Source organism: Streptomyces sp. NEAU-174 (assembly GCF_052665095.1).
The window spans coordinates 53209-77614 of record NZ_JBQTCE010000020.1 but is presented as its reverse complement, the minus strand read 5'-3'; the positions used below and the strand labels follow the sequence as shown (position 1 = coordinate 77614).

The window sequence follows — 24406 nt, the reverse complement described above, 5'->3', positions numbered from 1 at the left end:
GGCTGCTCCGCCCCGAGACGTTACTGACCTGCGTCGGGGCGGTCGACGGCAGGTCTTCGCTGCCCGGCCTGCCCGGATTTGACCGCCGCCGGGCGTCGAGCGATGGCGCAGGTGGCCTTCCCGGGGCGGCCGGGTGGCGTGGACTTCCGCTTGGCGATGAGCAGTTGGCCACCCGGACCCGCCGCCAGCAGCGCGGCCGCCTCGGCGACCCCGGCCGTGCCCACGGCGGTGAGCGGTGCCGCGGACGGGTTCGGCACCTCCACCGCGGCCAGCGCCTCGGCCGGGTATCCGCACAGCGGCACCCCCAGCCGTTCGGCCGCCGTCAGCAGCCCGGCCTCCCCGGCCTTGGCCTCGACGGTGGCCAACTCGGCGACGCCGCGCGGGGAGAGGCCCGCCTCCGTCAGGGTGGCCTCGACCAGCCCGAGCACCTCGCCGGTGGATACGCCCCGGCCGGCCCCGACCCCGACGACCAGCGGTGCCGCGGGCGGGATAGACGCCATGCCCCGGCCGATGACCTCCACGTCAGCTCACCGCCCCGGCTCAACCGGCGGGGGACACACATCTGTCGACGAACCGGGCCGCCGCCCCCGGGACCGAGGCCCAGTGCACATGCAGATAGGAGGCATGCACATCTCCCTGTGCGAACCCTTCGGTACGACGCTCCGGGTGGACGAGCCCCCAGGCGGGCTCCGGTCCCGCTCCGGGCACGATGGTCGTGCGGTGGAACTCATGGCCGTGCACCCGTGTCCCCGCGGCGGCGAGTGAGGTGTCGGAGACGGCCACGGCCTCACGGTAGCCCAGCGTCAGACGTTCCGACATCCGTGCCTTCGCGGCCAGCACCCCGCACATCGGCTCCCCGTCCAGCGAATGCGCCAGATACAGCAGCCCGGCACATTCGGCGGCGATGGGCGCGCCGGAGGCGGCGAGCCCGGCGACGGCGGCGCGCAGCGGCTCGTTCGCGGACAGCTCGGGGGCGTAGACCTCCGGGAAGCCGCCGCCGATCACCAGACCGCCGGTGCCCTCCGGGAGGCGCTCGTCCCGCAGTGGGTCGAAGGGGACGACCCGCGCCCCGGCCGCCGTGAGCAACTCGGCGTGCTCCGCGTACGAGAAGGTGAACGCGGCCCCGCCCGCCACGGCGACCACCGGCCGAGCCGCCCGGCCGCCCCGGCCCGCTGCACCGTCGCCCCGGCCCCCGGCATCGTCGCCCCGGCCCCCGGTACCGGGGACGGCGGCCATCGCCCGGTGTATCTCCTCCTCCGGATCCCAGGCCCGCCCGGACAGCGGCGGTGCGCTGCGCGCCAGCGTCAGCAGCCCGTCGAGATCGCAGCCCTCCCGCACCCGCGCCGCCAGCGCGGCCGCCGAACCGACCGCCTCCGCATGGCGCTCGGCCACCGGCACCAGACCCAGATGGCGGCTCGGGGCCCGCACCGCCCGCGTCCGGCGCAGCGCGCCGAACACCGGCACCCCGCACCCCTCCAGCGCCTCGCGCAGCATCGCCTCGTGACGGTCCGAAGCGACCTTGTTGAGGATCACCCCCGCCACTCGCACCTCGGGGTCCCAGGAGGCGAAGCCATGCACCAGCGCGGCCACCGACCGGGACTGCGACGACGCGTCCACCACCAGCACCACCGGTGCCCGCAGCAGCTTGGCCACATGCGCCGTCGAGGCCAGCTCGCCCTGTCCGGCCGCCCCGTCGAACAGACCCATCACCCCCTCGACCAGGGCCAGATCGCAGCCCGCCGCCCCATGCAGGAACAGCGGCGCGATCCGGTCCGGACCGCATAGATAGGCGTCCAGATTCCGGCCCGGGCGCGCGACTCCGGTCCGCGACCGGCCGGCCCCGGAGGCGCCCGGAGAGCCGACCGAAGAACCGGCCGAGGAGATGGCCAGCGCGTGATAGCCAGGGTCGATGTAGTCCGGGCCGACCTTGTGCGGGGACACATCCAGACCGCGCTCCGCGAAGGCGGCCATCAGCCCCGCCGTGACCGTCGTCTTCCCGCTGCCGGAGGCGGGCGCCGCGATCACCAGGCGTGGGACACTCACCACTCGATGCCTCGCTGGCCCTTCTGACCGGCGTCCATCGGATGCTTGACCTTGGACATGTCGGTGACCAGGTCGGCGAAGTCCAGCAGCTGCGCCGGTGCGTTACGCCCCGTGATGACCACGTGCTGCGTCCCGGGGCGGTCCCGCAGCACCGCCACCACCTCGTCGGGGTCCACCCAGCCCCAGTGCATCGGATACGCGAACTCGTCCAGCACATAGAGCCGGTATGTCTCCGCCGCGAGATCGCGCTTGACCTGCGCCCAGCCCTCGCGTGCGGCCTCCTCGCTGGAAGCCATGTCGCGCTGGACCCACGACCAGCCCTCGCCCATCTTGTGCCATGCGACGGTCCCCCCTTCGCCCGAGTCGCCGAGGACGCGCAGCGCGCGCTCCTCGCCGACCCGCCATTTCGCGGACTTTACAAATTGGAATACACCGACCGGCCAGTTTTGGTTCCACGCCCGCAGCGCCAGCCCGAACGCCGCGGTCGACTTGCCCTTGCCCTGACCTGTGTGGACGAGCACCAGCGGACGGTTGCGGCGCTGGCGGGTGGTCAGCCCGTCGTCCGGCACGACGGTCGGTTGTCCTTGCGGCATCAGGCGGCCCTCCGAGGGTTCGAAACGGTTCGTACATCGCGCACCAGCGCGGTCACGCTGTCGGCGCGCAGCTCGTCGAGTGTCACCGGAGTGCCCCGCAGTTCGCGCGCGAGCGCGCCCGCGAGCCCCAGCCGCACCGGCCCCGCCTCGCAGTCCACGACCACCGAGGCGACCCCGTCGCCCGCGAGCAGCCGCGCCGCGCGCCCGGCCCGCTCGACCGGCGTGGGCCCGCCGGACCGCCGCGCCTCCGTGGCCCGCCCGTCGGTCACCACGACCAGCAGCGGACGGCGTGCGGGATCCCGCAGCCGCTCCACCCGCAGTACCTCCCGGGCCTTCAACAGCCCGGCCGCCAGCGGCGTACGGCCGCCCGTCGGCAGCCGCTCCAGCCGTGCGGCGGCCGTGTCCACCGACGAGGTGGGCGGCAGCGTCAGCTCGGCGTCCGCGCCCCGGAAGGTGATCAGCCCGACCTTGTCCCGCCGCTGGTAGGCGTCGAGCAGCAGCGACAGCACCGCGCCCTTGATCGCGCTCATCCGCTTCCGCGCGGCCATCGAGCCCGACGCGTCCACCACGAACAGCACGAGATTGCCCTCCCGGCCCTCGCGCACCGCCTCGCGCAGATCGTCCCGGCGCACCAGCAGCCCGGGACCGCGCCGTCCGCGCGCCAGCTGATGCGGGGCGGCCGCCCGGACGGTCGCCGACAGATGCAGCGCGGAGAGCGTCCCCCGCGGGCGGCGCGCCCCGGTGGTGCGGCCGTGCGCGCTGCGGGCGCGCGAGCGACGACCCGCCGCGCCCTCGCCCAGGCCGGGGACGTCGAGCCGCCGGGTCCGGAACGGTTCGGCGGCGCCCACGGCCGCCCGCTCACCTCCGGTCCCGCCCACACCGTCGTCCGCTTCGCCCGGCCCGCTGTCGCGGTCGGCCGGGGCGGAGTCGGGCTCGCGGTCGGCCGTCTCGTGCTCACCCGTGCGCTGGTCGGGGACGGACGGCTCGGGTCCGGCGGGCGGCGACTGCTCCCCCGGCCCGTCACCCGCGCCCTCCTGCGGTCCGCCCTCGGGGCCGCCCGGGTCGTCCGGTCCGGAGCCGCCCGGCCCGTCCTCGGGGCCCGGGTCCGGATCCGGCTCCGGGTCGTCCTCCTCGAACCGCCGCAGGATCTCGTCCAGTTTGTCCTCGTCGAGCCCCGGCGCGTCGAACGGCGCCCGCCGCCTGCGGTGGGGGAGCGACAACAGCGCGGCCCCCCGTACGTCCTCGGTCCGGACGTCGGTGCGCCCCGCCCAGGCGGCCAGCGCGGTCGCCGTACGGGCCGTCACGATGTCCGCGCGCATCCCGTCCACCTCGAACCCGGCGCACACCGCCGCGATCTGCCGCAGCGCGCGGTCGCCGAGAGCCACCCGCGGCAGCAGGGAGCGCGCCGCCGCGATGCGCTCCCGCAGGGCCTCCTCGTCCGCCGCCCAGCGCGCCGCGAACCCCTCGGGGTCCTCGTCGTACGCCAGCCGCCGCCGCACCACCTCGACCCGCTCCTCGGTGTCGCGGGACGCCGCGACCTCCACCGTGAGGCCGAAGCGGTCCAGCAACTGCGGCCGCAGCTCGCCCTCTTCGGGGTTCATGGTGCCCACCAGGAGGAAGCGCGCCGCGTGCCGTACGGACACCCCCTCGCGCTCCACGTAGGAGGCGCCCATGGCGGCCGCGTCGAGCAGCAGGTCGATCAGATGGTCGTGCAGCAGGTTGACCTCGTCGACGTAGAGCACCCCGCGGTGGGCGTCCGCGAGCAGCCCGGGCTCGAACGCCTTCACGCCGTCCGACAGCGCCCGCTCGATGTCCAGCGCGCCCACCAGCCGGTCCTCGGAGGCGCCCACGGGCAGTTCGACCATCCGCGCGGGGCGCGCCTCGCCCGTGCCCGGCTCATGGGGTCCGTCCGGGCAGGACGGGTCGGGCGCGGCGGGATCGCAGGAGAACCGGCACCCGGCCACCACGTCCACCTCGGGCAGCAGCGAGGCGATCGCCCTTACGGCGGTGCTCTTGGCCGTGCCCTTCTCGCCGCGCACCAGGACGCCGCCCACGGCGGGTGAGACGGCGTTGAGGAGCAGGCCGAGCCGCAGGCCGTCCATGCCGACGATCGCGCTGAAGGGGTAGGTGGTGGTCACGCGGTGATACCTCCTGGGGTGCGTGGGCACAGCGGTCCGGTGTGGGGGCGGGGGCTCGTCATGGCGTCCCCCCTGGGACCCCCGGAGGGACGAACGGCAGCCCCTCCGGGACGCCCTCCTCGATGAGCCGCAGCAGCGCGTCCGTGTCGGCGTGCTCCTCGATCAGGTCGCCGAGGCGGTCGAGCTGCTCCTCGCGCAGCTCGCCGAAGCGGGTGTCCGGCGCGGGGACGAACGCCCGGCCCGCCGCGGCGGCCACCCGCCGCAGAAACGCCCGCCGGAAGCCGTCGCTCTCCAGCGAGCCGTGCCAGTGCGTGCCCCACACCGAGCCCACCCGGCAGCCGTCCAGGAAGGGCTCCTCGGCCCCGTCCAGCAGCTCGGCGACCCCGTGGTGGATCTCGTAGCCCTCCACCCGCTCGCCGAGCGCCTCGCCCACCGGCCGGGCCAGGGTCTTCTCGGCCGCGAACCGCACCCGCACCGGCAGCAGCCCGAGCCCGGCGACCGTCCCGGCCTTCGACTCGACCTCGTCCTCGATGCGCTCCCCGAGCGCCTGGAAGCCGCCGCAGACGCCCAGCACCGGACGGCCCTCGACGGCCCGCCGGGCGATCGCGTCGGCCAGCCCGCGCTCACGCAGCCACTCCAGCGCCCTTACGGTGCCCCTGGTGCCCGGCAGCACCACCAGGTCGGCGTCGGCCAGTTCCTCGGGCCGGTCCACGAACCGCACGATCACGCCCGGCTCTGCCGCCAGCGCGTCCACGTCCGTGAAGTTGGACATCAGCGGCACGGCGGCCACCGCGATCCGCAGGACGTCCGCGCCGTAAGGGGGCGCCACGACGCTCTCCCGCACCGCGCCGCGCAGCGACACCCGCAGCCCGTCCTCCTCGTCGATGCCCAGCCCGTGGGCGAACGGGAGCACCCCGACGGTCGGGCGCCCGGTGAGGTCGCGCAGCATCTCGAGGCCGGGCTCCAGAAGGCTCGCATCGCCGCGGAACTTGTTCACCAGGTAGGCGGCCACATGCCGTTGATCGGCGGCCGACAGCAGCGCGGTCGTGCCGAAGAAGGACGCGAAGACACCACCGCGGTCGATGTCCCCGACCACCACGACCGGAAGCCCGGCGGCGCGCGCAAGACCCATGTTGACGATGTCGGTGCGGCGCAGATTGATCTCGGCGGGGCTGCCCGCGCCCTCGCAGATCACCGCGTCATGGGTGCGCCGCAGCTCCTCCAGGCACTCCGTGACGGTCCCCAGCAGCGCCTCCCGCCCTGTGGAGACCCTCTCGCCGGGTGAGGGGGCCCCGGGCCCGCCGAAGTAGCCACGCGCGCTCAGCTCGCCCACCGGCTTGCCCAGCAGCACCACCTGGCTGCTGCGGTCGCCGCCCGGCTTCAGCAGGACCGGGTTCATCAGCGCACTGGGCTCGACGCGCGCGGCGGCCGCCTGCATGGCCTGCGCCCGCCCGATCTCCGCCCCCTCCCGGGTGACGAAGGAGTTGAGCGACATGTTCTGCGCCTTGAAGGGCGCCACGCTGACGCCCTTACGGGCGAGCCACCGGCAGATCCCGGCCGTCACCACGCTCTTGCCCGCGTCGGAGGTCGTGCCCGCGACGAGCAGCCCCCCGCCGCGTGCCCCGGAGCCGCGTGCCCCGGAACCCTCCGTGCCGCCCTTACCGCGTATCCCGCTCATCCGCCGCCCCTTCCCAAGGCCCGGGGCCGCCCCGTCAACGCCCTCAGGACCGGCCGGGCCGCCATGGACACCCCGAGCGCCAGCACGCCGACGCGCCGCGACAGCCGTATCGCCCGCTCGATGTCGGCCGACTCCACCGGCCGCCCGCCGGAGTTGAGCACCGGCCGGTGCTCGACCCGGCCGCCGTACGCGAGGGTGCCGCCCAGCCGGACGCCGAGCGCGCCCGCGAAGGACGCCTCCACGGGGCCCGCGTTGGGGCTCGGATGGCGTCCGCCGTCGCGCCGCCAGGCGCGCCACGCACCGCGCGGATCGGGGCCCGCGAGCGTCGCCAGGGCCGCCGTAAGGCGCGCACCGGGCCAGCCGGCCACATCGTCCAGCCGGGCCGCCGCCCAGCCGAACCGCCGGTAGCGCGGCGACTTGTGGCCCACCATGGCGTCCAGGGTGTTGACGGCGCGGAATCCTATGAGCCCCGGCACGCCGCCCACGGCGCCCCACACCAGCGCGCCCACGACGGCGTCGGAGGTGTTCTCGGCCACCGATTCGACCACCGCGCGGGCGATCTGCGGCCCGTCCAGCGCCTGCGGATCGCGGCCGCACAGATGCGGCAGCCGCTCCCGGGCGACCTCGAGGTCCCCGGCGGCCAGCGCCCCGCCGACGGCCCGTGCCTCCCGGCCCAGGCTCGTGCCGCCCAGCACGGCCCAGGTGGCGGCGGCGGTCAGCGCGACCTCCGCGCCACGGCGGCTGCCGAGGCCCCGTACGGCGCGGGTCAGCAGCGCGGCACCGGCGGCCGCGCCGCCCGCGCACAGCGCGGTGTGCAGGGCCCCGTAGCCCCGGTGGTCGCGCCACAGCCGGCGCTCGGCGGCCGCGGCGGCGCGCCCGAACGCGGCCACCGGATGGCCGCGGCGCGGGTCACCCGTGGCGAGGTCGCCGAGGAAGCCGAGGGCCGCGCCACACGTGAACGAGGCGTGGTCGGCAGGCATCCGTCAGGCCGCCGTCACGCCTCGGCGCGGCGATACGGAACCAGACGGGCCGGAGGGGCCGGAAGAGCCGAGGCGGACAGGGAGGGCTGGCGGCGTGACGATGCCGGGCATGGCGGTATGTCCTCACTCAGGGTCCGCGCCCTGGTTCGACGTGACCGGCGGTGAGAGTCTCCTGGCTCCCGGATCCGCGGCCCTCCCGGTCTTCCAGCCCCGCGTACGCGACGAACCGTACGGACGAGCCGTGACCCCATACAGGCGATGGGAGGGTGCTCCCCGGTGACAGTGGCGGGACCGCGCCGGATTCTCACCGGCTTCCTCTCCTGCCGCCGTTTGGCTCGGGAAGTCCACCATGGGCCGCGAATGGCCGTCAACTCGCATATGACCTATGACGCCCGAGTGTGCCGAGCCCCACAGCCAACCGCCCCCCACAGGACGGCCGCCGGATGGTCGGCGCTGGTCAGCGCCACGATCCGGCGGCCGGTGGGTCGTTCGGGGAAGCGGGGTCCTCAGGCGACGATCAGATAGATGCCGTATGCCACGGCCGCGGCGCACACCGCGAAGCAGGCGTACGCGCCGGTGCGCGTGAGCGAGGAGGCGCCCACCGCGCCCCCGGGCACGGCGGCGGCCGTGCCGCCCTGCTCCGGCGCCGCCTTACGGGAGGTGCCGACGATGCCCAGGGTGAAGACGCCCACCATGCCGACGGTCACCGCGAGGCTGATGCCGAAGACCTGGCCGAGTGCCGCCCAGTCGATGCTCATGTTTCCTGGCTCCTTAGCGGGTGGTGCTGCTCGCGGCGGCGGGGGTGGGGGTCTGCTCGGGGGTCTGCTCGGGGGTGTGCTCGGGGGTGTGCTCCGAGGTGTCGTCCTCGGGGGCGGCGCTCGCCGCACCGGCGGGCGGCGGGGCCACGGACCGCAGGGCGGCCGTGACGGCGCCCACCGGCTCCTGGGTGCCGACCTCGTTGACGTTGGTGTGGTCCACGGGCTTGCGGCGCGACAGCATCCAGATCGCCCCGCAGGCCAGGACGGCGAGCACGGCCACCGCCGTGATTCCCGCGTTCCCCTGGTCGGCGAGGAGCGCGGCGGCGCCCGCCACCAGACCGGCGGCCGGCAGGGTCAGCACCCAGGCGACCACCATGCGGCCCGCGGTCGACCAGCGCACCACGGCGCCCTTGCGGCCGACACCCGCGCCCATGACGGCGCCGGAGCAGACCTGGGTGGTGGACAGCGCGAAGCCGATGTGGGAGGAGGCGAGGATGACGGTCGCGGCGCCGGTCTGGGCGGCGAAGCCCTGCGGCGGCTGGATGTCGGTGATGCCCTTGCCCATGGTGCGGATGATGCGCCAGCCGCCCAGGTAGGTGCCGAGCGCGATGGCCAGGCCCGCCGAGACGATGACCCACAGCGGCGGGTCGGAGTCGGGCGCCACCACGTTCCCGGTGACCAGCGCCAGGGTGATCACGCCCATCGTCTTCTGGGCGTCGTTGGTGCCGTGGGCCAGGGAGACCAGGGCGGCCGAGGCGATCTGCCCCGCGCGGTAGCCCTTCGCGGTGTCCTCGGGGGAGCGGTCGCGGCCGAGCCGGTAGGTGAGCCGGGTGGCGGCCAGCGTGGCGATGCCGGCCACGATCGGCGCGGCGACGGCGGGGATCAGGACCTTCATGACGATCGCGTCGCCGTTGACCCCGTCCAGGCCCACGGAGACCACGGTGGCGCCGATCAGACCGCCGAACAGGGCGTGCGAGGAGCTGGAGGGGAGTCCGGCGAGCCACGTCACCAGATTCCACAGGATCGCGCCGACGAGTCCCGCGAAGATCACTTCTGGCTGGATACCGGATCCCTCGTCGATGATCCCGCCGGAGATGGTCTTGGCCACCTCCACGGACAGGAACGCGCCGACGAGATTGAGGACGGCCGACATCGCCACCGCCACCCTGGGCCCGAGTGCTCCCGTGGAGATGGTGGTGGCCATGGCGTTAGCCGTGTCGTGAAAGCCGTTCGTGAAGTCGAACACCAAGGCCGTGACGATCACGATCCCGATGAGAAGCGTGATGTGTTCCATACACCCGGTCAATCAGTTTCGAAGGTCGTTAGTGGCACGGTGAACGTAAGGAAACAGGGTGAACGGGAGATGAACTGAGCAGGGCATCGGGGTGACATGGTTGCGGTGTCGCTAAAGCCTGGTGAATTTCAGCCTACGCTCCCATGTCGTAGGGGAGTTGAGCCGCGTTCGAGAGCCACCGGAGGCGGCCCCGAGGCCGGTCTCGCGTGCGTCCGCCGTCCCCTCACGTTCACCCGTCCGGAGTCGGGTGCCCACGAGGCACGGTCGTAGTCGCCCGCCGCGCCGGTCCCGCCGCCGCGCCCGCTGCGCCGGTCCCGCCGCCGCGCGGTCGGCGGCCGCCTGGAAGGATCGGGCCCCGGAGGTGAGGGCAGGTGACCCAGTCGCGATCCACGCGGCAGCCGCAGCCGCGGCTGACGCATCCCCTGCGGCAGGCATGGACGCAGGTGGTGAGTACGGCCCGCAGGACCACCGCCGACGGCCTGGTCGTCGGCACCTCGGGCAATGTCTCGGCCCGGGTCGGCGACACCGTCCTGGTGACCCCGAGCGGCGTCCCGTACGACCGGCTCGGCCCCAGGGACGCCGTCGCCGTCGACCTGGACGGACAGCAGGTCCTCGGCACGCTGAAGCCCACCAGCGAGCTGCCCATGCACCTCGCGATCTACCGGGAGACCGACGCCGAGGCCGTGGTCCACACCCACGCCGTCCACGCCACGGCCGTCTCCACGCTCGTCGACGAGCTCCCCGCGATCCACTACATGACCGCCGCCCTCGGCGGCCCGGTCCGCGTCGCGCCCTACGCGCTCTACGGCACGGACGAACTGGCCGCCGCCATGCTCGAGGCGCTGCGCGACCGCAGCGGCTGTCTGCTGCGCAACCACGGCACCGTCGTCCACGGCGCCACCCTGGACCAGGCGTACGACCGCACCGCCCAGCTCGAATGGATGTGCCAGGTCTGGCTCACCGCGGTCTCCGTCCCCGGCCGCACCCCCTCCCTGATCCCGCCGGACGAGATGCGGCGCGCCGCCGAGAAGCTGAGCGGCTACGGCCAGAAGGGCTGAGCCCGGCACGCCCCGGGCCCCGGCCCGGCGGTCACCCGGCCGGGTACGCCCGCTGGCCGGGGGCCGCCTCGCCGACCACACTGGGAGGGATGCGTCTGCGAACAACGGCGGTCGCGGCCGCCACCACCCTGCTGAGTGTCGGCGTGGCCGCGGTGGCGGCCGGACGGTACGCCACCAGCGCTGCGCTGAAACCGGCCCCCGACCGCCCGCTGCCGAACGAGGCGCCGCTGACCGTCCACGCGACCGCGGCCGGCCAGATCACCCTGACCCGCTCGCTCGCCTCGCTGCGCCCCGGCACCTACGGCCTCACCGGCCGCTCCTGCCACGCCGTCGTCGGCCCCGTCATCGAGGACGCCCCGCACCCCGCCGACTGCGTCGTACGCCGTCTGGAGCGGGTCACCCACGGCGAGCTCACCCCCGGCACCCGGGTGCGGCTGACCCCCCAGGTGCACATCGGCAACCCGCGGGACGCGCTCGGCATCGACCACGCCGACGTGGACGTGCCCGGCGAACTCGGGCCGCTGCCCGCCTGGTTCATCCCCGGCGAACGCTCCACCTGGGTGATCACCACCCATGGCCTCGGTACCACCCGTGAGCACCCTATGGTCGTCATGCCCTTCCTGCGGCAGTTGCGGGTGCCGGTGCTCGACCTCGCCTACCGGGGGGACCCCGGCGCCCCGCGCTCCGAGGACGGCATATCCCACCTCGGCGACACCGAGTGGCGCGACCTGGACGCGGCCATCCGCTACGCGGTGGAGTACGGGGCGACCGGGGTCGTGCTGCACGGCTGGTCCACCGGCGCCTCGATGGCCCTCCACGCCGCCGCGAACTCCGCGCTGCGGCACCGCGTCATCGGCCTCGTCCTGGACTCCCCGGTGCTCGACTGGCAGGCCACCCTGCGCGCCCTCGCCGCGGCCCGCGGCATCCCCGCGCCGCTGCTCCCGCTCGCCCTGCGCGCCGCCGAGGGGCGCACCGGGCTCCACGACAGCAGGCTCCCTGAGGTGGCCGACCCGGAGCGGCTGTCCGTGCCCACGCTCGTCGCCCACGGCCCCGACGACACCCTCGCGCCGTGGCACGTCTCGCGCGAACTCGTCGACCGGCGGCGCGATCTGGTGACCCTTCACACGGTGCGGCAGGCCCCGCACGCGGCCATGTGGAACGCGGACCCCAAGGCGTACGAGGAGGCGCTGCGGCGCTTTCTGATACCGCTCCTGTAGCGCCCGTAAGGCGGCCTCCCGCGCCGCCCGACCTCCTGTAGCGCCCGTAAGGCGATCGCGAAAGCGCGTGCGGGACGGCGCGGGAGGCGTTCGCGGGGCGGCGGCGGAAGCGTTCGTAAGATGGCGTGAACCCTTCGCGGCGACCGCCGGACGGGTGCCGATTGGGCTTTCGGGCCGTCAACGGCGAGACTGCTTCCGTGACGTCCCGTACTCCGCGCGACTCCCGGCTCCGACTTGTCCGTAACCGGCCGATGGCCACGGCCCGCCGGCCCGCGGTGAACCGCGGCTCAAGACCGGCGCCCCGTCCGCCGGAGGGCACTCCGCCCCCGTCGGAGCTGGCCCGGCAGGCCAGGGCGGGGCTCACCGGGGCCGTGGCGATCGCCCACTGGGCCGCGGCCGAGCACGGCGCGCCCGGCGCGCTGTCCGACGAGGCCGCCGCCCGCGCCGCCGAGGCGCTCGGGGTGAGCGAGCGGGAGGTGCGGACCGACTGGGACCGCGCCCGCCTCATCGGGCTCATCGAGCACCACGCGGGCACCACCCGCCCCGGCTGGCGGCTCCAGGCGTGGGACCGGGACGACAGCGCCGTGCTGCGCGGCTGGGTCGCGCTCCTGGACGCGTGGTCCCTGGCCTGCCCCGCCCCCGAGACGGCCGAGCCGACGGCGGTCGCGGAGGTCGTCGAAGCCGTACCGCAGCTGCTCTCCCTGCTCCAGCTCTCGGCCGGTCCCGTGCAGATCTCCGCCCTGCTGGACATGCTCCGGCAGCGGGTCGCCGAGCTGCGCACCGAGCGGTGCGAGGTCCCCCAGGAGGTCGGGGAGGACCGGGAGCCCGCCGGGGGCGCCGCGAGCGCCGACGACGCCAAGGACGCCGAGGACAGCGCCACGCTCGAGGGGCTGCTCGACTGGGCCCTGGACGCCCTCTCGTCCGTCGGGGCGCTCACCGTGCGGGAGGAGCCCCAGGAGGGGCCGGAGGGCGCCGGGAGCGCGGCCGAGGACGCCAAGGGCGACCGCCGGGAGGCCGAGCTGACCGCGCTCGGCAACTGGGCGGTGTGGGTCAAGCTCGAGCAGATCTGCGTCGCCGCCCAGAGCCCGGCCGGGAACATCGAGCAGCACGCCGCCGACATGCTGCGCGGCTGTGCGGGGCTGACCCCGGGCCCCGCCCGCGCCGAGTACCGCGCCTGGCTGGCCGCCCGCCCCGTCGGCAGCGCGGTCGTCGAGCTCATCGACGCGGCGCGCGGCGACGACGCGCTGCTGCGCGGGCTCGCGTTCGAGGCGCTGCGCGTCGTCGGGGCGCCCGCCGAGCCCAACGTACGGGCCGTCGTCGACGAATCGTGTCTGCGGCCTTACGCGCTCCTGTGGCTCGCAGAGCACGAGGGCGCCGACCCGGACGAGGCGCTGGAAGCGCTCACCCGCGAGGAGGCCACCTGGCTGTGGGTGGACACCGCCGCGGCCATCTCCGACCACGGGGAGAGCCCGCTGCTCGTCCGCCACCTGGAGTCCGCCGTCCAGGGCACCGTGCCCGCGCTGCTGGCGGAGGTACGGGCCGTGGGGCACCCCCGCACCGTGCAGGTCCTGGTGGCGCTGGCCGCGGCCCACCCCGATCCGGCCCTGGCCAAGGCGGTGCGCCGGGCGGCCTTCCAGGTGCACACGGGCGGAGCCTGAGGGAGGGGCGGCCGGGGGGAAAGCCGGGGCGCCGGGCGGAGGAAAGCCGGGGGAAAACGACTTGCCCGCCACCGCTAAACTAGCCGCATGGCAATTCTCCTCGTGCATTAGACGGCGTCGGCCGCCCTCGTCCGTCCCGTCCGCCGTCCACCCTGCCCAGGAGTAATTCCCGTGATCACCGCCTCCGGCGTCGAGCTGCGTGCCGGCGCCCGTGTCCTCATCGAGTCCGCTTCCTTCCGTATCGCCAAGGGCGACCGCATCGGTCTCGTCGGCCGCAACGGCGCCGGCAAGACCACGCTCACCAAGTGCCTGGCCGGTGAGGGCATCCCGGCCGGCGGCACCATCACCCGCTCCGGTCAGGTCGGCTACCTCCCGCAGGACCCGCGCACCGGTGATCTCGACGTCCTCGCCCGCGACCGCATCCTCTCGGCCCGTGAGCTCGACTCCGTGCTCCGTAAGATGCGCGAGAACGAGGACCGGATGGCCAACGGCAAGGGCGCCACCCGCGAGCGGGCGATGAAGAAGTACGAGCGCCTGGAGACCGAGTTCCTCACCAAGGGCGGATACGCCGCCGAGGCGGAGGCCGCGACCATCGCCGCCAGCCTCGGTCTGCCCGACCGGGTGCTCGGCCAGCCGCTCCATACGCTCTCCGGCGGTCAGCGGCGCCGGGTCGAGCTGGCCCGGATCCTCTTCTCGGACTCCGACATCCTGCTGCTGGACGAGCCGACCAACCACCTCGACGCCGACTCGATCACCTGGCTGCGGGACTACCTCAAGACCTACAGCGGCGGCTTCATCGTCATCTCCCACGATGTCGACCTCGTCGAGACGGTGGTCAACAAGGTCTTCTACCTCGACGCCAACCGCTCGGTGATCGACATCTACAACATGGGCTGGAAGCTCTACCAGGCCCAGCGCGAGGCCGACGAGAAGCGCCGCAAGCGCGAGCGCGCCAACGCCGAGAAGAAGGCCGCGGCGCTCAACGCGCAGGCCGACAAGATGCGCGCCAAGGCGACCAAGACCGTGGCCGCGCAGAACATGGCCCGCCGCGCCGAGAAGCTGCTGTCCGGCCTGGAGGAAGCCCGGCGGTCCGACAAGGTCGCCAAGCTGCGCTTCCCCGACCCGGCCCCGTGCGGCAAGACCCCGCTGACCGCGGAGGGGCTGTCGAAGTCGTACGGCTCCCTGGAGATCTTCACCGATGTCAACCTGGCCGTCGACAAGGGGTCCCGGGTCGTCATCCTCGGGCTGAACGGCGCCGGTAAGACGACCCTGCTGCGGCTGCTGGCCGGGGTCGAGAAGCCGGACACCGGCCAGGTGACCCCCGGCCACGGGCTGAAGCTGGGCTACTACGCGCAGGAGCACGAGACGCTCGACCCGGACCGCACCGTCCTGGAGAACATGCGCTCCGCCGCCCCGGATCTCGACCTCGTCGACATCCGTAAGACGCTCGGGTCGTTCCTGTTCTCCGGCGACGACGTGGACAAGCCGGCCCGGGTGCTCTCCGGCGGCGAGAAGACCCGGCTGGCGCTGGCCACCCTGGTGGTCTCCTCGGCCAATGTGCTGCTGCTGGACGAGCCCACCAACAACCTCGACCCGGCCAGCCGTGAGGAGATCCTCGGGGCGCTGCGCACCTTCGCCGGTGCGGTGGTCCTGGTGACCCACGACGAGGGCGCCGTCGACGCGCTCCAGCCGGAGCGGATCATTCTGCTTCCGGACGGCGTCGAGGACCTGTGGGGCCAGGAGTACGCGGACCTCGTCGCGCTCGCCTGACGAGGCCGACGGCGGGCGGGGCGGGCCCGGCGCAGGGGCGGAGGGCGGCGTTCCGGACGCCGCCCCAAGAGTCCGGTTCCTCCGGTCCGATCCCCTTCCTGTAGATCATTCGGCCTAGGCGTGATCCATCATCTGAGTGAGAACGGCTGGTATCGCGGCGCGTCGTGGGCCACCGGCGCACACCACGTGCCGTGCGCCGGTCCGGGTCTCTGCGACGTAGCTCACGTATGCCCTGACCTGCCTCTTCGTCGCTGAACACGAAAGAGTGTCAGGTTGAACAGCGCCGGAATCCTTGCTTCCGAAGGTCGCCGCGCCGCGATTTCCCGCAATCCTTCATCCACAGACCTTGCCGAATGGGTGGCCAGGAAGGCCTGTAGGGGTGATCATGAGAGTCCAGAGCGCACTTCCCATGAGGAGGCACGGGTGGCCGAGACTCTGAAGAAGGGCAGCCGGGTGACCGGCGCCGCGCGCGAAAAGCTCGCGGCAGACCTGAAGAAGAAGTACGACTCCGGGGCGAGCATCCGGGCGCTGGCCGAGGAGACCGGCCGTTCCTACGGATTCGTTCACCGGATGCTCAGCGAATCCGGAGTTTCCCTACGGGGACGCGGCGGTGCGACGCGAGGCAAGAAGACCGCCTCGGCCTGACCGCCCGCATGCTCCATCACCATCAGCAGGTAGGGACAAGGGTGCCACCCGGCTGATCGTCGGTTCGGCCGGGTGGTTACTGTGCAGTCACTTGTACTGACCGCACCCGACCGGAGGCCCCTGTGACCCTGCTCGACAAGGACGGCGTTCAGCTCACCGTCGATGACACGGTCGCCACGGTGACCCTGAACAACCCGGCGAAGCGCAACGCTCAGTCGCCCGCCTTGTGGCGGGCGCTGGCCGAGGCCGGAAAGCTGGTGCCGGGCACCGTGCGCGTCGTGGTGCTGCGCGCCGAGGGCAAGTCCTTCTCGGCGGGCTTGGACCGTCAGGCGTTCACGCCCGAGGGGTTCGACGGCGAGCCGTCGTTCCTCGACATGGCGCGCGGTTCCGACAGCGAGCTGGACGCGACCATCGCCGGGTACCAGGACGCGTTCACCTGGTGGCGGCGGAACGACATCGTGTCGATCGCCGCCGTCCAAGGGCATGCCGTCGGGGCCGGTTTTCAGCTTGCGCTCGCCTGTGACCTGCGGGTCTGCGCGGACGACGCACAGTTCGCCATGCGCGAGACCAGCCTCGGGCTGGTGCCGGACCTCACCGGCACCCATCCGCTGGTCGGGCTCGTGGGATACGCCCGTGCGCTGGAGATCTGCGTGACCGGGCGCTTCGTCCACGCGGAGGAGGCCGAGCGGACCGGGCTCGCCAATCTCGTGGTGCCCGCCGCCGAGCTCGGCGGCGCGGTCCAGGACCTGGCGGCGGCCCTGCTCGCCGCGGACCGCGATGCGGTGATCGAGACCAAGGCGCTGCTGCGGGGCGCCGTGGACCGCACCTACGAGGAGCAGCGCGCCGCCGAGCGCGCGGCCCAGGCCCGCCGACTGCGCGCCCTGGCGGGGGTGACGGACTGAGCGCTTCCGCGGAAGCGCTCCGCTGACCTGCCCTGACGTGTCGTCGACCGTCCGCGGCGCCGTCACGCCATCCGCTGCGGCTCCACCGTCGGCACCGCCTCCAGCACCAGCACCGCCAGGTCGTCGTCGATCGGCTCGGGGCTGAAGTCATGCGTGGCGCGCCGCACCCGCTCCGCGACCGCCTTGGCGCCCAGCCCCACGCACTCCCGCAGGATGTCCGAAAGACCGTCGTCGTCATCCAGCTGACGGAGGCCGTTGCGCCGCTCGGTCACCCCGTCGGTGACGCACAGCAGCGTCTCGCCGGGCTCCAGGGCCAGCGTGTCGGCGTGGAAGTCCGGGTTCTCTTCGATGCCGAGCAGCATCTGCGGGGAGGCGGCGGGGGCCACCGCGCCCCGGGTGGTCAGCCGCAGCGGCAGCGGATGGCCGGCGCTCGCCAGGGTGCAGCGGGCGCCGCCCCCGGCCGGGTCCGGCTCCAGCTCCCCGTAGAGCAGGCTCAGGAAGCGCGGCCGGGACTGCTCGCCGTCGATCTCCGCCGCCTCCGCGTCCTCCTCCACCAGCGCCTGGTTCAGCCGGTTGAGCACCGACTCCACCCCATGGCCCTCGCGCGCCAGCAGCCGCACCAGATGGCGGGCCAGCCCGGTGACCGACATCGCCTCCGGGTCGCTGCCCTGGACGTCGCCCAGCAGGAAGCACCAGCGGCGGTCGCCCATGGGGAACAGGTCGTAGAAGTCGCCGCCCACGGTCTGCCCCTCGCCGTGCGGCTCATAGACGATCGCCGTGTCCACCCCCGGGATATGGGCGAGCGACATGGGCAGCTGGCGGCGCTGGAGCGCCCGGCTGATCGTCGCCTGACGGGTGTACTGCCGGGCCGTGGCCACCGCCTGGGCCACCCGCCGCGCCACGTCCTCCGCGAGCCGCACCACGCCCTCCGCCATGCGCGGCACGCCCGCCCGGCCGAGCAGCAGGACGCCATGGCTGCGGCCGTGTGCGATCAGCGGGAAGCACACCGCCGAGCCGCCCGCCCCCTGGCTGTCCGCGACCCCGGGCCAGGGCCAGGAGGTGCCCGCCGAGCCGAGCCCGGTCGGCGGGGGATGCCGCTCCAGCGAGACACGGAGCGCGTCGATACGGCGCTCATCGCTGTGCCAGACGCGGGCGAGCTGGAGCCCGCCGCTCTCGGTGGTCAGCCAGACCGCGCACCAGTCGGCCAGCCGTGGCACCAGGAGCTGCCCGGCGAGGGCGGCCACCATGTTCTCGTCGAGCTGACCGGTGAGGAGTTCGCTGGCCTCGGCGAGGAAGGACGGTCCGCCGCGGTCCACCCAGTCGGCGGTCGGATCGCGCTGTTCACGGGGTGCGACGGGGGCCAGGGTCTCGGCGAACCGCAGTTCGCGCCCGAGCGCGCTGGTGGGGACGGCGTCGAACTCGCTCCCCGCCCGCTCGGCGTCCAGCCGGAACCACACCGCCTTACGGGTGCGGTGATAGGTCACACCCCAGGATTCCGCGAGCGCCCCGATCAGCTGGAGCCCGCGGCCGCGGCCCCGGCGCTGGCTCTCAGGACCTCCGTACACGGTGCTGGCGGGGTGGAGGTCCGCCACCTCGATGACGATCCCCGGCCGCCTCGGCCCGTCTCTCGGCACATCGTCAGGACCGGCCGTCTCCTCGGGCCCGAAGCCCTCCATGGCGGCGTCAGGGCCGGGCTGGAGCCGGCAGACCACCTCGACTCGGGTGCCCGCGTGCAGCACGGCATTGGTGACCAGCTCGCTCACCAGCAGCACCGCGTCGTCGATCGACCGCTCGTCGAGGGTGGTCGGGGCGAACGCCTCCGCCGCGCTCCGTCCCGTGAGCGCCGTACGGACGAAGGCGCGCGCCGCGCCGGGTGCGCGCACGCTCCCGGGCAGCGTCGTCCGCGAGACGGACTCACGCGCGAGAGGAAACAAGGCTCCCACGTGCGGCTCCAGGGCAATATAGGCGGTTTAGGCCATCTAGGTGCCATATTATGACAGACAGGGGGATATGAATGATCTTTAAGGGACGACGCCATGGCTCTCGACCCGATCACCACCGACACTTCCCCGGCCCCGACCGTGGAATGTCCGGAAAACGCTCGGCCGCCCGGCCCGGCGCGCGGTGACGAGACCGCGTCCGCGGCCGACCTGCGGTCCCTGCTGGCGGCGATGAACGGCCTGTGCGACGGTGACTTCACCGTCCGCGCGGACACCTCGGCCGAGGGCCTGGTCGGCGAGATGGCCGGGGTCTTCAACCAGCTCGCGGTGCGCAACGCGCATCTGTCCGGAGAGCTGCACCGGGTGCGCCGCGAGGTGGTGCGCCAGGGCAGGCTGGACGAGCGGATCACCGCGAGTCCCGGCCAGGGGGCCTGGGCCACCAATGTGGACGCGGCCAATCAGCTGGTGGACGCCCTGGTCGGCCCGGTGTCCAACGCCACGCGGGTGCTCGACGCGATCGCGTCCGGCGATCTGACCCAGCGGGTGGACCTGCACGACGGCAATCGACAGCTCCGCGGCGATCTGCGGCGGCTGGGACGCGGGGTGAACCGCACGGTGGACCAGCTGTCGCTGTTCACCGGTGAGCTGACCCGTATCGCCCGCGAGGTCGGCACCGAGGGGCGGCTGGGCGGCCGCGCCAAGGTGCAGGGGCTCTCCGGCGACTGGCGCATGGTGACGGAGGCCGTCAACACCATGGCCTCCCGGCTCACCGCGCAGGTCCGTGACATCGCCGAGGTGACCACCGCGGTCGCCCGCGGTGACCTCACCCGCCAGGTGACGGTCGAGGCCACCGGTGAGCTGCTGGAGCTCAAGCTGACCGTGAACACCATGGTCGATCAGCTGCGCGCGTTCGCCGACGAGGTGACGCGGGTGGCCCGCGAGGTGGGCACCGAGGGCGAGCTGGGCGGCCGGGCCCAGGTCCGTGGCGTCTCCGGGGTCTGGAAGGACCTTACGGACAGCGTCAACTTCATGGCGTCCAACCTGACCTCCCAGGTCCGCAATATCGCCCAGGTGACCACGGCGGTCGCCACCGGTGATCTCTCGCAGAAGATCACCGTGGATGCGAAGGGCGAGATCCTCCAGCTCAAGTCGACGATCAACACCATGGTCGACCAGCTGTCCGCCTTTGCCGACGAGGTGACGCGGGTGGCCCGCGAGGTGGGCACCGAGGGCGAGCTGGGCGGCCGGGCCCAGGTCCGTGGCGTCTCCGGGGTCTGGAAGGACCTGACGCAGAACGTCAACTTCATGGCGGACAACCTCACCTCCCAGGTCCGCAACATCGCCCAGGTCGCCACCGCCGTGGCGGAGGGCGATCTGAGCAAGACGATCACGGTGGAGGCCAAGGGCGAAATCCTGGAGCTGAAGTCGACGATCAACACCATGGTGGACCGGCTGTCGTCCTTCGCCGACGAGGTGACGCGGGTGGCCCGCGAGGTGGGCACCGAGGGCAACCTGGGCGGTCAGGCCCAGGTGCGCGGGGTCTCCGGGGTCTGGCGGGATCTCACCGAGAACGTCAACTTCATGGCCCTGAACCTGACCTCCCAGGTCCGCAACATCGCCCAGGTCACCACGGCCGTCGCCAACGGCGATCTGTCGAAGAAGATCACGGTCGATGCCCGGGGCGAGATCCTGGAGCTCAAGGACACCGTGAACACCATGGTCCAGCAGCTGCGCTCGTTCGCCGACGAGGTCACCCGGGTGGCCCGCGAGGTGGGCACCGAGGGCCAGCTGGGCGGCCGGGCCGGAGTGCCGGGCGTGTCCGGGGTCTGGAAGGACCTTACGGACAACGTGAACTTCATGGCGTCCAACCTGACGTCCCAGGTCCGCAACATCGCCCAGGTCGCCACCGCCGTGGCGGAGGGCGATCTGAGCAAGAAGATCGACGTCGACGCGCGCGGCGAGATCCTGGAGTTGAAGACCACCATCAACACCATGGTCGACACGCTCTCCTCGTTCTCCGACGAGGTGACGCGGGTGGCCCGCGAGGTCGGCAGCGAGGGCCGGCTGGGCGGCCAGGCCCGGGTCGAGGGCGTCTTCGGCACCTGGAAGCGGCTGACCACGGGCGTGAACGAGCTGGCCCTCAATCTGACCACTCAGGTGCGCGCGATCGCCGAGGTCGCGTCCGCCGTCGCCCAGGGTGATATGTCCGGGTCCATCTCGGTCGAGGCGCAGGGCGAGGTCGCCGAGCTGAAGAACAACGTCAATCTGATGGTCGCGAACCTCCGCGAGACCACCCGCGCGAAGGACTGGCTGGAGTCCAACCTGGCCCGTATCGCCTCCCTGATGCAGGGCCACCGGGATCTGGTCGAGGTCGCGGATCTGATCCTGAGCGAGCTGACCCCGCTGGTCAACGCGCAGTTCGGGGCGTTCTTCCTCAGCGCGGCCGGTGCCAGGCCCGGTGAGGGGCTCGAGCTCATCGCCGGATACGGCACCGACCAGGACGCGGTCGGGGGCGACGGCCAGGCGCCGCGGCCCGGCCCCCGGGGCCGCGGGCTGGTCGCCCAGGCGGCGGTGGAGAAGAAGCGGATCCTCATCAACGACGTCCCGCCCGACTACATCACCATCGACTCCGGGCTGGGCTCCGCGCTCCCGGCCAGCGTGGTGATCCTGCCGATCCTCTACGAGGACCAGGTGCTCGGAGTGATCGAGCTGGCCTCGTTCAGCCGGTTCAGCGAGGTCCACCTGGCCTTCGTCGACCAGTTCGTCAGCACCATCGGCGTCTCGATCAACACCATCATCGCCAACGCCCGCACCGAGTCGCTGCTGTCGGAGTCCCAGCGGCTCACCACCGAGCTGCGCCAGCGCTCGAACGAGCTCCAGCGCTCCAACGCGGAGCTGGAGGAGAAGGCCGCGCTGCTGGCCACCGCCTCCCAGTACAAGTCCGAGTTCCTGGCCAATATGTCGCATGAGCTGCGCACCCCGCTGAACTCGCTGCTCATCCTGGCCCGGCTGCTCGCCGACAACCCCGAGGACCGGCTGTCCCCCCAGGAGGTGCAGTTCGCCGCCACCATCCACCGCTCCGGCTCCGATCTGCTCCAGCTGATCAACGACATCCTGGATCTGTCGAAGATCGAGGCGGGCCGGATGGACGTCCGTCCGAAGAAGCTGCCGCTGGTCAAGATCCTCGACTATGTCAACGCCACCTTCCGGCCGCTCGCCGTCGACCGGGGCCTGTCGTTCGAGATCGCGGTTGGCGAGGACGTACCGCGCGAGATGTTCTCCGACGAGCAGCGGCTCCAGCAGATCCTGCGCAATCTGCTCTCCAACGCGCTGAAGTTCACCTCGTCGGGCGGGGTGACGCTGCGCGTCGAGCGCACCCCGGGAGGGCAGTTCGAGGAGGAGGCGCTGCGGGCCGCGGACGCCGTCATCGCGTTCTCCGTCACCGACACCGGTATCGGCATCCCGCCGGAGAAGCTGCCGGTGATCTTCGAGGCGTTCCAGCAGTCCGACGGCACCACCAGCCGGAAGTACGGCGGAACGGGCCTCGGCCTGTCCATCAGCCGGGAGATCGCCGGAATGCTCGGCGGCCGGATCGTGGCCGAGAGCGAGCTCGGCGTCGGCTCCCGCTTCACGCTCTACATCCCCGCGCACTACAGCGGCGTCGCCCCGGCCCCCGACCCCTCGGACCCCAGGGCCACCGGCTCCACGGTCCCGGCGGCCGCCCCCGCCCCGGACGAGCCGCTGCCGGACACCGAAGACCACGCCCCGAGCGGGGTCTTCGGCGAGGCGGACAGCCTGGCCGCCAGCCGGCTCGCCGTCCGGGCCCCGGGCGGCGGGGCGGAGACCGGGGCCGGGAGCGAGCGGGAGACCGAGGGCGAGGGCGAGAGCGAGGACCACGACGACGGCTGGCCGGGGACCACCCGGCTCAAGGAGTGGCAGCGCGGACGCCCCGGCCAGGTGCTGAACGGCCGCCGCATCCTGATCGTCGACGACGACATCCGGAACGTCTTCGCGCTCACGCATGTGCTGGGCCGGGTCGGCATGACGGTGAAGTACGCGGAGAACGGCCGAGAGGGGCTCGAGGTGCTGCACCGCAACCCGGACGTCTCGCTGGTCCTGATGGACGTGATGATGCCGGAGATGGACGGGTACGAGACGATCCGGGCCATCCGGAGCACACCGCGTCTCGCCGAGGTGCCGATCCTCGCCCTCACCGCGAAGGTCATGCCTGGCGACCGGGAGAAGGCCATCGACAGCGGCGCCAATGGCTATGTCCCCAAGCCCGTGGACGTCGACAGGCTGATGTCGGCGATCCTCGATGTGCTCGATCCGGGCGGTGCGGTGGGGGAGCCGGACGAGCCCGGGAGCGGTGACGCCACGTCCGACGGGTCCGGCGGGTCCGGCGATGACACCGCCGGGTCCGGAGAGGGCGTGTCCGGAGAGGGCGCCGCGCCTGCCGAGACCGGTCCGCCGAGGCCGAGGCAGGGGGAGAGATGACTACGAGCGTGTCCGAGAAGGCCGGAATCCTCATCGTCGACGACATGGAGGAGAACCTGATCGCGCTGGAGGCCGTCCTCGGCCCGCTCGATCAGCAGCTCGTCCGCGCCCGCTCCGGCGAGGAGGCGCTGAAGGCGATGCTGCGGCAGGACTTCGCCGTCGTACTGCTCGATGTGCTGATGCCGGGCATGGACGGCTTCGAGACGGCCGCCAACATCAAACGGCTCGACCAGACCAAGGACGTCCCGATCATCCTGCTGACCGGGACCGACGCCGACTCCGACTACGCCTACCGGGGCTATGCGATCGGCGCCGCCGACTTCCTGACCAAGCCCTTCGACCCATGGCTGCTGCGGACGAAGGTCAATGTGTTCCTGGAGATGCACCGCAAGAACCGCCAGCTCGAGGCGCGGACCGAGCAGCTGGCCGACCGGGTCGAGGAGCTGGAGCGCACGGTCGAGGGACTGCGGAAGTACGTCGAGAAGTGACCGGTCAGGGGCTGGGCTCCGGTCAGGGCCGGGCTCCGGTCAGGGCTCCACGGCCGTGACGAGGACGGCCACCGTGGGCGGCTGGTCCCCTGGGGCCGGGGCGGCTTCCGCCACCGCCGTTCGTACCGCCCTCGCCACATCCACGGCGCGGTGATCCGCCGCCACGGCCAGCTCGATCCGGATGTGCGCCCCCTCGATCCGCACGGCCCGGGGCGAGCCCAGCACCGGCGCGAGCCGGGCGACGCCGGGCACGGAGGTGGCGGCGCGGGCGACGGCAGCGGTGGCGGGGTCGGGGGCGACGGCCACGGTCTCGGGGGCCGGGACCTCGATCGGGTGCGGGCGCGGGGTCTCCGGGGGCAGGGCCGGGAGCTCGTCCAGTACGTCCGTCACCCGTATGTCCACCGCCTCCACCACCAAGCCGAGCCGGTCCGTCGCCGCGTCGAGCAGTACGTCGCGCAGCCGGTCCGCCGTCACCGGAAGCGGTTCCTCCAGCGTCGCACCGCACTCCGCCGCGATGCGCAGGGGGCCCGGCGGCAGCGCGCTCGGCGGGGGCGGCACCACGGGCGCCCCGGCGGTGCCGGGGTCGGCGGGCCCGATCCGCAGCGCGCCCAGACGCGCGCCGGGGACTTCGGCGGCGGCCCGCCCGAGCACCTCGTTCGCCGCGCGTTCGGTGATCCAGGAGCCGTCCTCCCGCTCGCCCAGGGGCAGCAGCCGGCCGAGCCGCAATTGCTCCCTTACGGTTTGCAC

General features: G+C 73.2%; 18 protein-coding genes and 1 riboswitch. Of the genes, 8 read left to right on the top strand and 10 right to left on the bottom strand.

All coding sequences use genetic code 11. The features are described 5' to 3' along the window. Nucleotides 1-20 precede the first annotated feature (20 nt). The 8 genes from ACT2CW_RS41350 to ACT2CW_RS41315 form a co-directional block, all read right to left on the bottom strand. The gene (locus tag ACT2CW_RS41350) at nucleotides 21-500 is read right to left on the bottom strand and encodes a cobalamin biosynthesis protein (protein WP_445520312.1); all 480 of its coding nucleotides are present in this window, start codon (nucleotides 498-500) and stop codon (nucleotides 21-23) included. A 40-nt stretch (nucleotides 501-540) separates the two neighbouring features. After that, nucleotides 541-2046 (bottom strand): cobyrinate a,c-diamide synthase, encoded by a 1506-nt coding sequence (locus ACT2CW_RS41345; RefSeq protein WP_445520311.1) that lies wholly within the window; start codon nucleotides 2044-2046, stop codon nucleotides 541-543. Further along, complete coding sequence (cobO, locus tag ACT2CW_RS41340) at nucleotides 2040-2636, bottom strand: cob(I)yrinic acid a,c-diamide adenosyltransferase (RefSeq protein ID WP_182469057.1); 597 nt, start codon at nucleotides 2634-2636, stop codon at nucleotides 2040-2042. Before cobO ends, ACT2CW_RS41345 begins: the two co-directional genes overlap by 7 nt. Continuing rightward, nucleotides 2636-4774 (bottom strand): putative cobaltochelatase, encoded by a 2139-nt coding sequence (locus ACT2CW_RS41335; RefSeq protein ID WP_445520310.1) that lies wholly within the window; start codon nucleotides 4772-4774, stop codon nucleotides 2636-2638. The genes cobO and ACT2CW_RS41335 overlap by 1 nt, the downstream gene beginning before the upstream one ends. A gap of 58 nt (nucleotides 4775-4832) precedes the next feature. Then, a complete protein-coding gene (locus tag ACT2CW_RS41330; protein WP_445520309.1) occupies nucleotides 4833-6452 on the bottom strand; it encodes a cobyric acid synthase in 1620 nt (539 codons plus the stop codon). Next, complete coding sequence (locus ACT2CW_RS41325) at nucleotides 6449-7432, bottom strand: cobalamin biosynthesis protein (RefSeq protein WP_445520308.1); 984 nt, start codon at nucleotides 7430-7432, stop codon at nucleotides 6449-6451. Before ACT2CW_RS41325 ends, ACT2CW_RS41330 begins: the two co-directional genes overlap by 4 nt. A 146-nt stretch (nucleotides 7433-7578) precedes the next feature. After that, nucleotides 7579-7796, bottom strand: a riboswitch (cobalamin riboswitch). A 142-nt stretch (nucleotides 7797-7938) separates the two neighbouring features. After that, nucleotides 7939-8190, bottom strand: a complete 252-nt coding sequence (locus tag ACT2CW_RS41320; protein ID WP_445520307.1) for a hypothetical protein — start codon at nucleotides 8188-8190, stop codon at nucleotides 7939-7941. A gap of 13 nt (nucleotides 8191-8203) precedes the next feature. After that, the gene (locus ACT2CW_RS41315) at nucleotides 8204-9484 is read right to left on the bottom strand and encodes an anion permease (protein WP_445520306.1); all 1281 of its coding nucleotides are present in this window, start codon (nucleotides 9482-9484) and stop codon (nucleotides 8204-8206) included. Between the two features lie 371 nt (nucleotides 9485-9855). On the opposite strand from ACT2CW_RS41315, the gene ACT2CW_RS41310 reads away from it, so the two are divergent. The 6 genes from ACT2CW_RS41310 to ACT2CW_RS41285 all read left to right on the top strand — a co-directional run bounded on the left by ACT2CW_RS41310 (nucleotide 9856) and on the right by ACT2CW_RS41285 (nucleotide 16734). Beyond that, nucleotides 9856-10542: a class II aldolase/adducin family protein gene (locus ACT2CW_RS41310; protein ID WP_164434390.1), complete on the top strand. Its 687-nt coding sequence runs from the start codon at nucleotides 9856-9858 to the stop codon at nucleotides 10540-10542. Nucleotides 10543-10631: 89 nt separating this feature from the next. Further along, a complete protein-coding gene (locus ACT2CW_RS41305) occupies nucleotides 10632-11759 on the top strand; it encodes an alpha/beta hydrolase (RefSeq protein ID WP_445520305.1) in 1128 nt (375 codons plus the stop codon). Nucleotides 11760-11956: 197 nt separating this feature from the next. Further along, nucleotides 11957-13417, top strand: a complete 1461-nt coding sequence (locus ACT2CW_RS41300) for a hypothetical protein (RefSeq protein WP_414083614.1) — start codon at nucleotides 11957-11959, stop codon at nucleotides 13415-13417. Nucleotides 13418-13588: 171 nt separating this feature from the next. After that, nucleotides 13589-15187: a ribosomal protection-like ABC-F family protein gene (abc-f, locus tag ACT2CW_RS41295; protein WP_445520304.1), complete on the top strand. Its 1599-nt coding sequence runs from the start codon at nucleotides 13589-13591 to the stop codon at nucleotides 15185-15187. Nucleotides 15188-15610: 423 nt separating this feature from the next. After that, nucleotides 15611-15832, top strand: a complete 222-nt coding sequence (locus ACT2CW_RS41290; protein ID WP_020872291.1) for a helix-turn-helix domain-containing protein — start codon at nucleotides 15611-15613, stop codon at nucleotides 15830-15832. Between the two features lie 122 nt (nucleotides 15833-15954). After that, nucleotides 15955-16734 carry an enoyl-CoA hydratase/isomerase family protein gene (locus tag ACT2CW_RS41285; protein ID WP_164434396.1) on the top strand — a complete coding sequence of 260 codons (780 nt, stop codon included), beginning with the start codon at nucleotides 15955-15957 and terminating at the stop codon, nucleotides 16732-16734. Between the two features lie 62 nt (nucleotides 16735-16796). On the opposite strand, the gene ACT2CW_RS41280 is transcribed toward ACT2CW_RS41285, so the two are convergent. Continuing rightward, nucleotides 16797-18677: a SpoIIE family protein phosphatase gene (locus ACT2CW_RS41280; RefSeq protein WP_445520303.1), complete on the bottom strand. Its 1881-nt coding sequence runs from the start codon at nucleotides 18675-18677 to the stop codon at nucleotides 16797-16799. Nucleotides 18678-18770: 93 nt separating this feature from the next. Between ACT2CW_RS41280 and ACT2CW_RS41275 the strand changes: the two genes are divergently transcribed. After that, nucleotides 18771-23171, top strand: coding sequence for a HAMP domain-containing protein (locus tag ACT2CW_RS41275; RefSeq protein ID WP_445520302.1), 4401 nt, complete (start codon nucleotides 18771-18773; stop codon nucleotides 23169-23171). After that, on the top strand, nucleotides 23168-23659 hold the full coding sequence (locus tag ACT2CW_RS41270) for a response regulator (protein WP_164434403.1): 492 nt from the start codon (nucleotides 23168-23170) through the stop codon (nucleotides 23657-23659). The genes ACT2CW_RS41275 and ACT2CW_RS41270 overlap by 4 nt, the downstream gene beginning before the upstream one ends. 39 nt (nucleotides 23660-23698) lie before the next feature. Here ACT2CW_RS41270 and ACT2CW_RS41265 read toward each other — a convergent pair whose 3' ends face one another. Beyond that, a complete protein-coding gene (locus tag ACT2CW_RS41265) occupies nucleotides 23699-24406 on the bottom strand; it encodes a nucleopolyhedrovirus P10 family protein (protein WP_445520301.1) in 708 nt (235 codons plus the stop codon).

Excerpts from the sequence above, each read along its gene's own strand:
- ACT2CW_RS41270 (WP_164434403.1), top strand. The coding sequence starts at position 23,168 with ATGACTACGAGCGTGTCCGAGAAGGCCGGAATCCTCATCGTCGACGAC.
- ACT2CW_RS41350 (WP_445520312.1), bottom strand. The coding sequence starts at position 500 with ATGGCGTCTATCCCGCCCGCGGCACCGCTGGTCGTCGGGGTCGGGGCC.
- ACT2CW_RS41315 (WP_445520306.1), bottom strand. The coding sequence starts at position 9,484 with ATGGAACACATCACGCTTCTCATCGGGATCGTGATCGTCACGGCCTTG.
- ACT2CW_RS41325 (WP_445520308.1), bottom strand. The coding sequence starts at position 7,432 with ATGCCTGCCGACCACGCCTCGTTCACGTGTGGCGCGGCCCTCGGCTTC.
- ACT2CW_RS41305 (WP_445520305.1), top strand. The coding sequence starts at position 10,632 with ATGCGTCTGCGAACAACGGCGGTCGCGGCCGCCACCACCCTGCTGAGT.
- ACT2CW_RS41330 (WP_445520309.1), bottom strand. The coding sequence starts at position 6,452 with ATGAGCGGGATACGCGGTAAGGGCGGCACGGAGGGTTCCGGGGCACGC.
- cobO (WP_182469057.1), bottom strand. The coding sequence starts at position 2,636 with ATGCCGCAAGGACAACCGACCGTCGTGCCGGACGACGGGCTGACCACC.
- ACT2CW_RS41320 (WP_445520307.1), bottom strand. The coding sequence starts at position 8,190 with ATGAGCATCGACTGGGCGGCACTCGGCCAGGTCTTCGGCATCAGCCTC.
- ACT2CW_RS41275 (WP_445520302.1), top strand. The coding sequence starts at position 18,771 with ATGGCTCTCGACCCGATCACCACCGACACTTCCCCGGCCCCGACCGTG.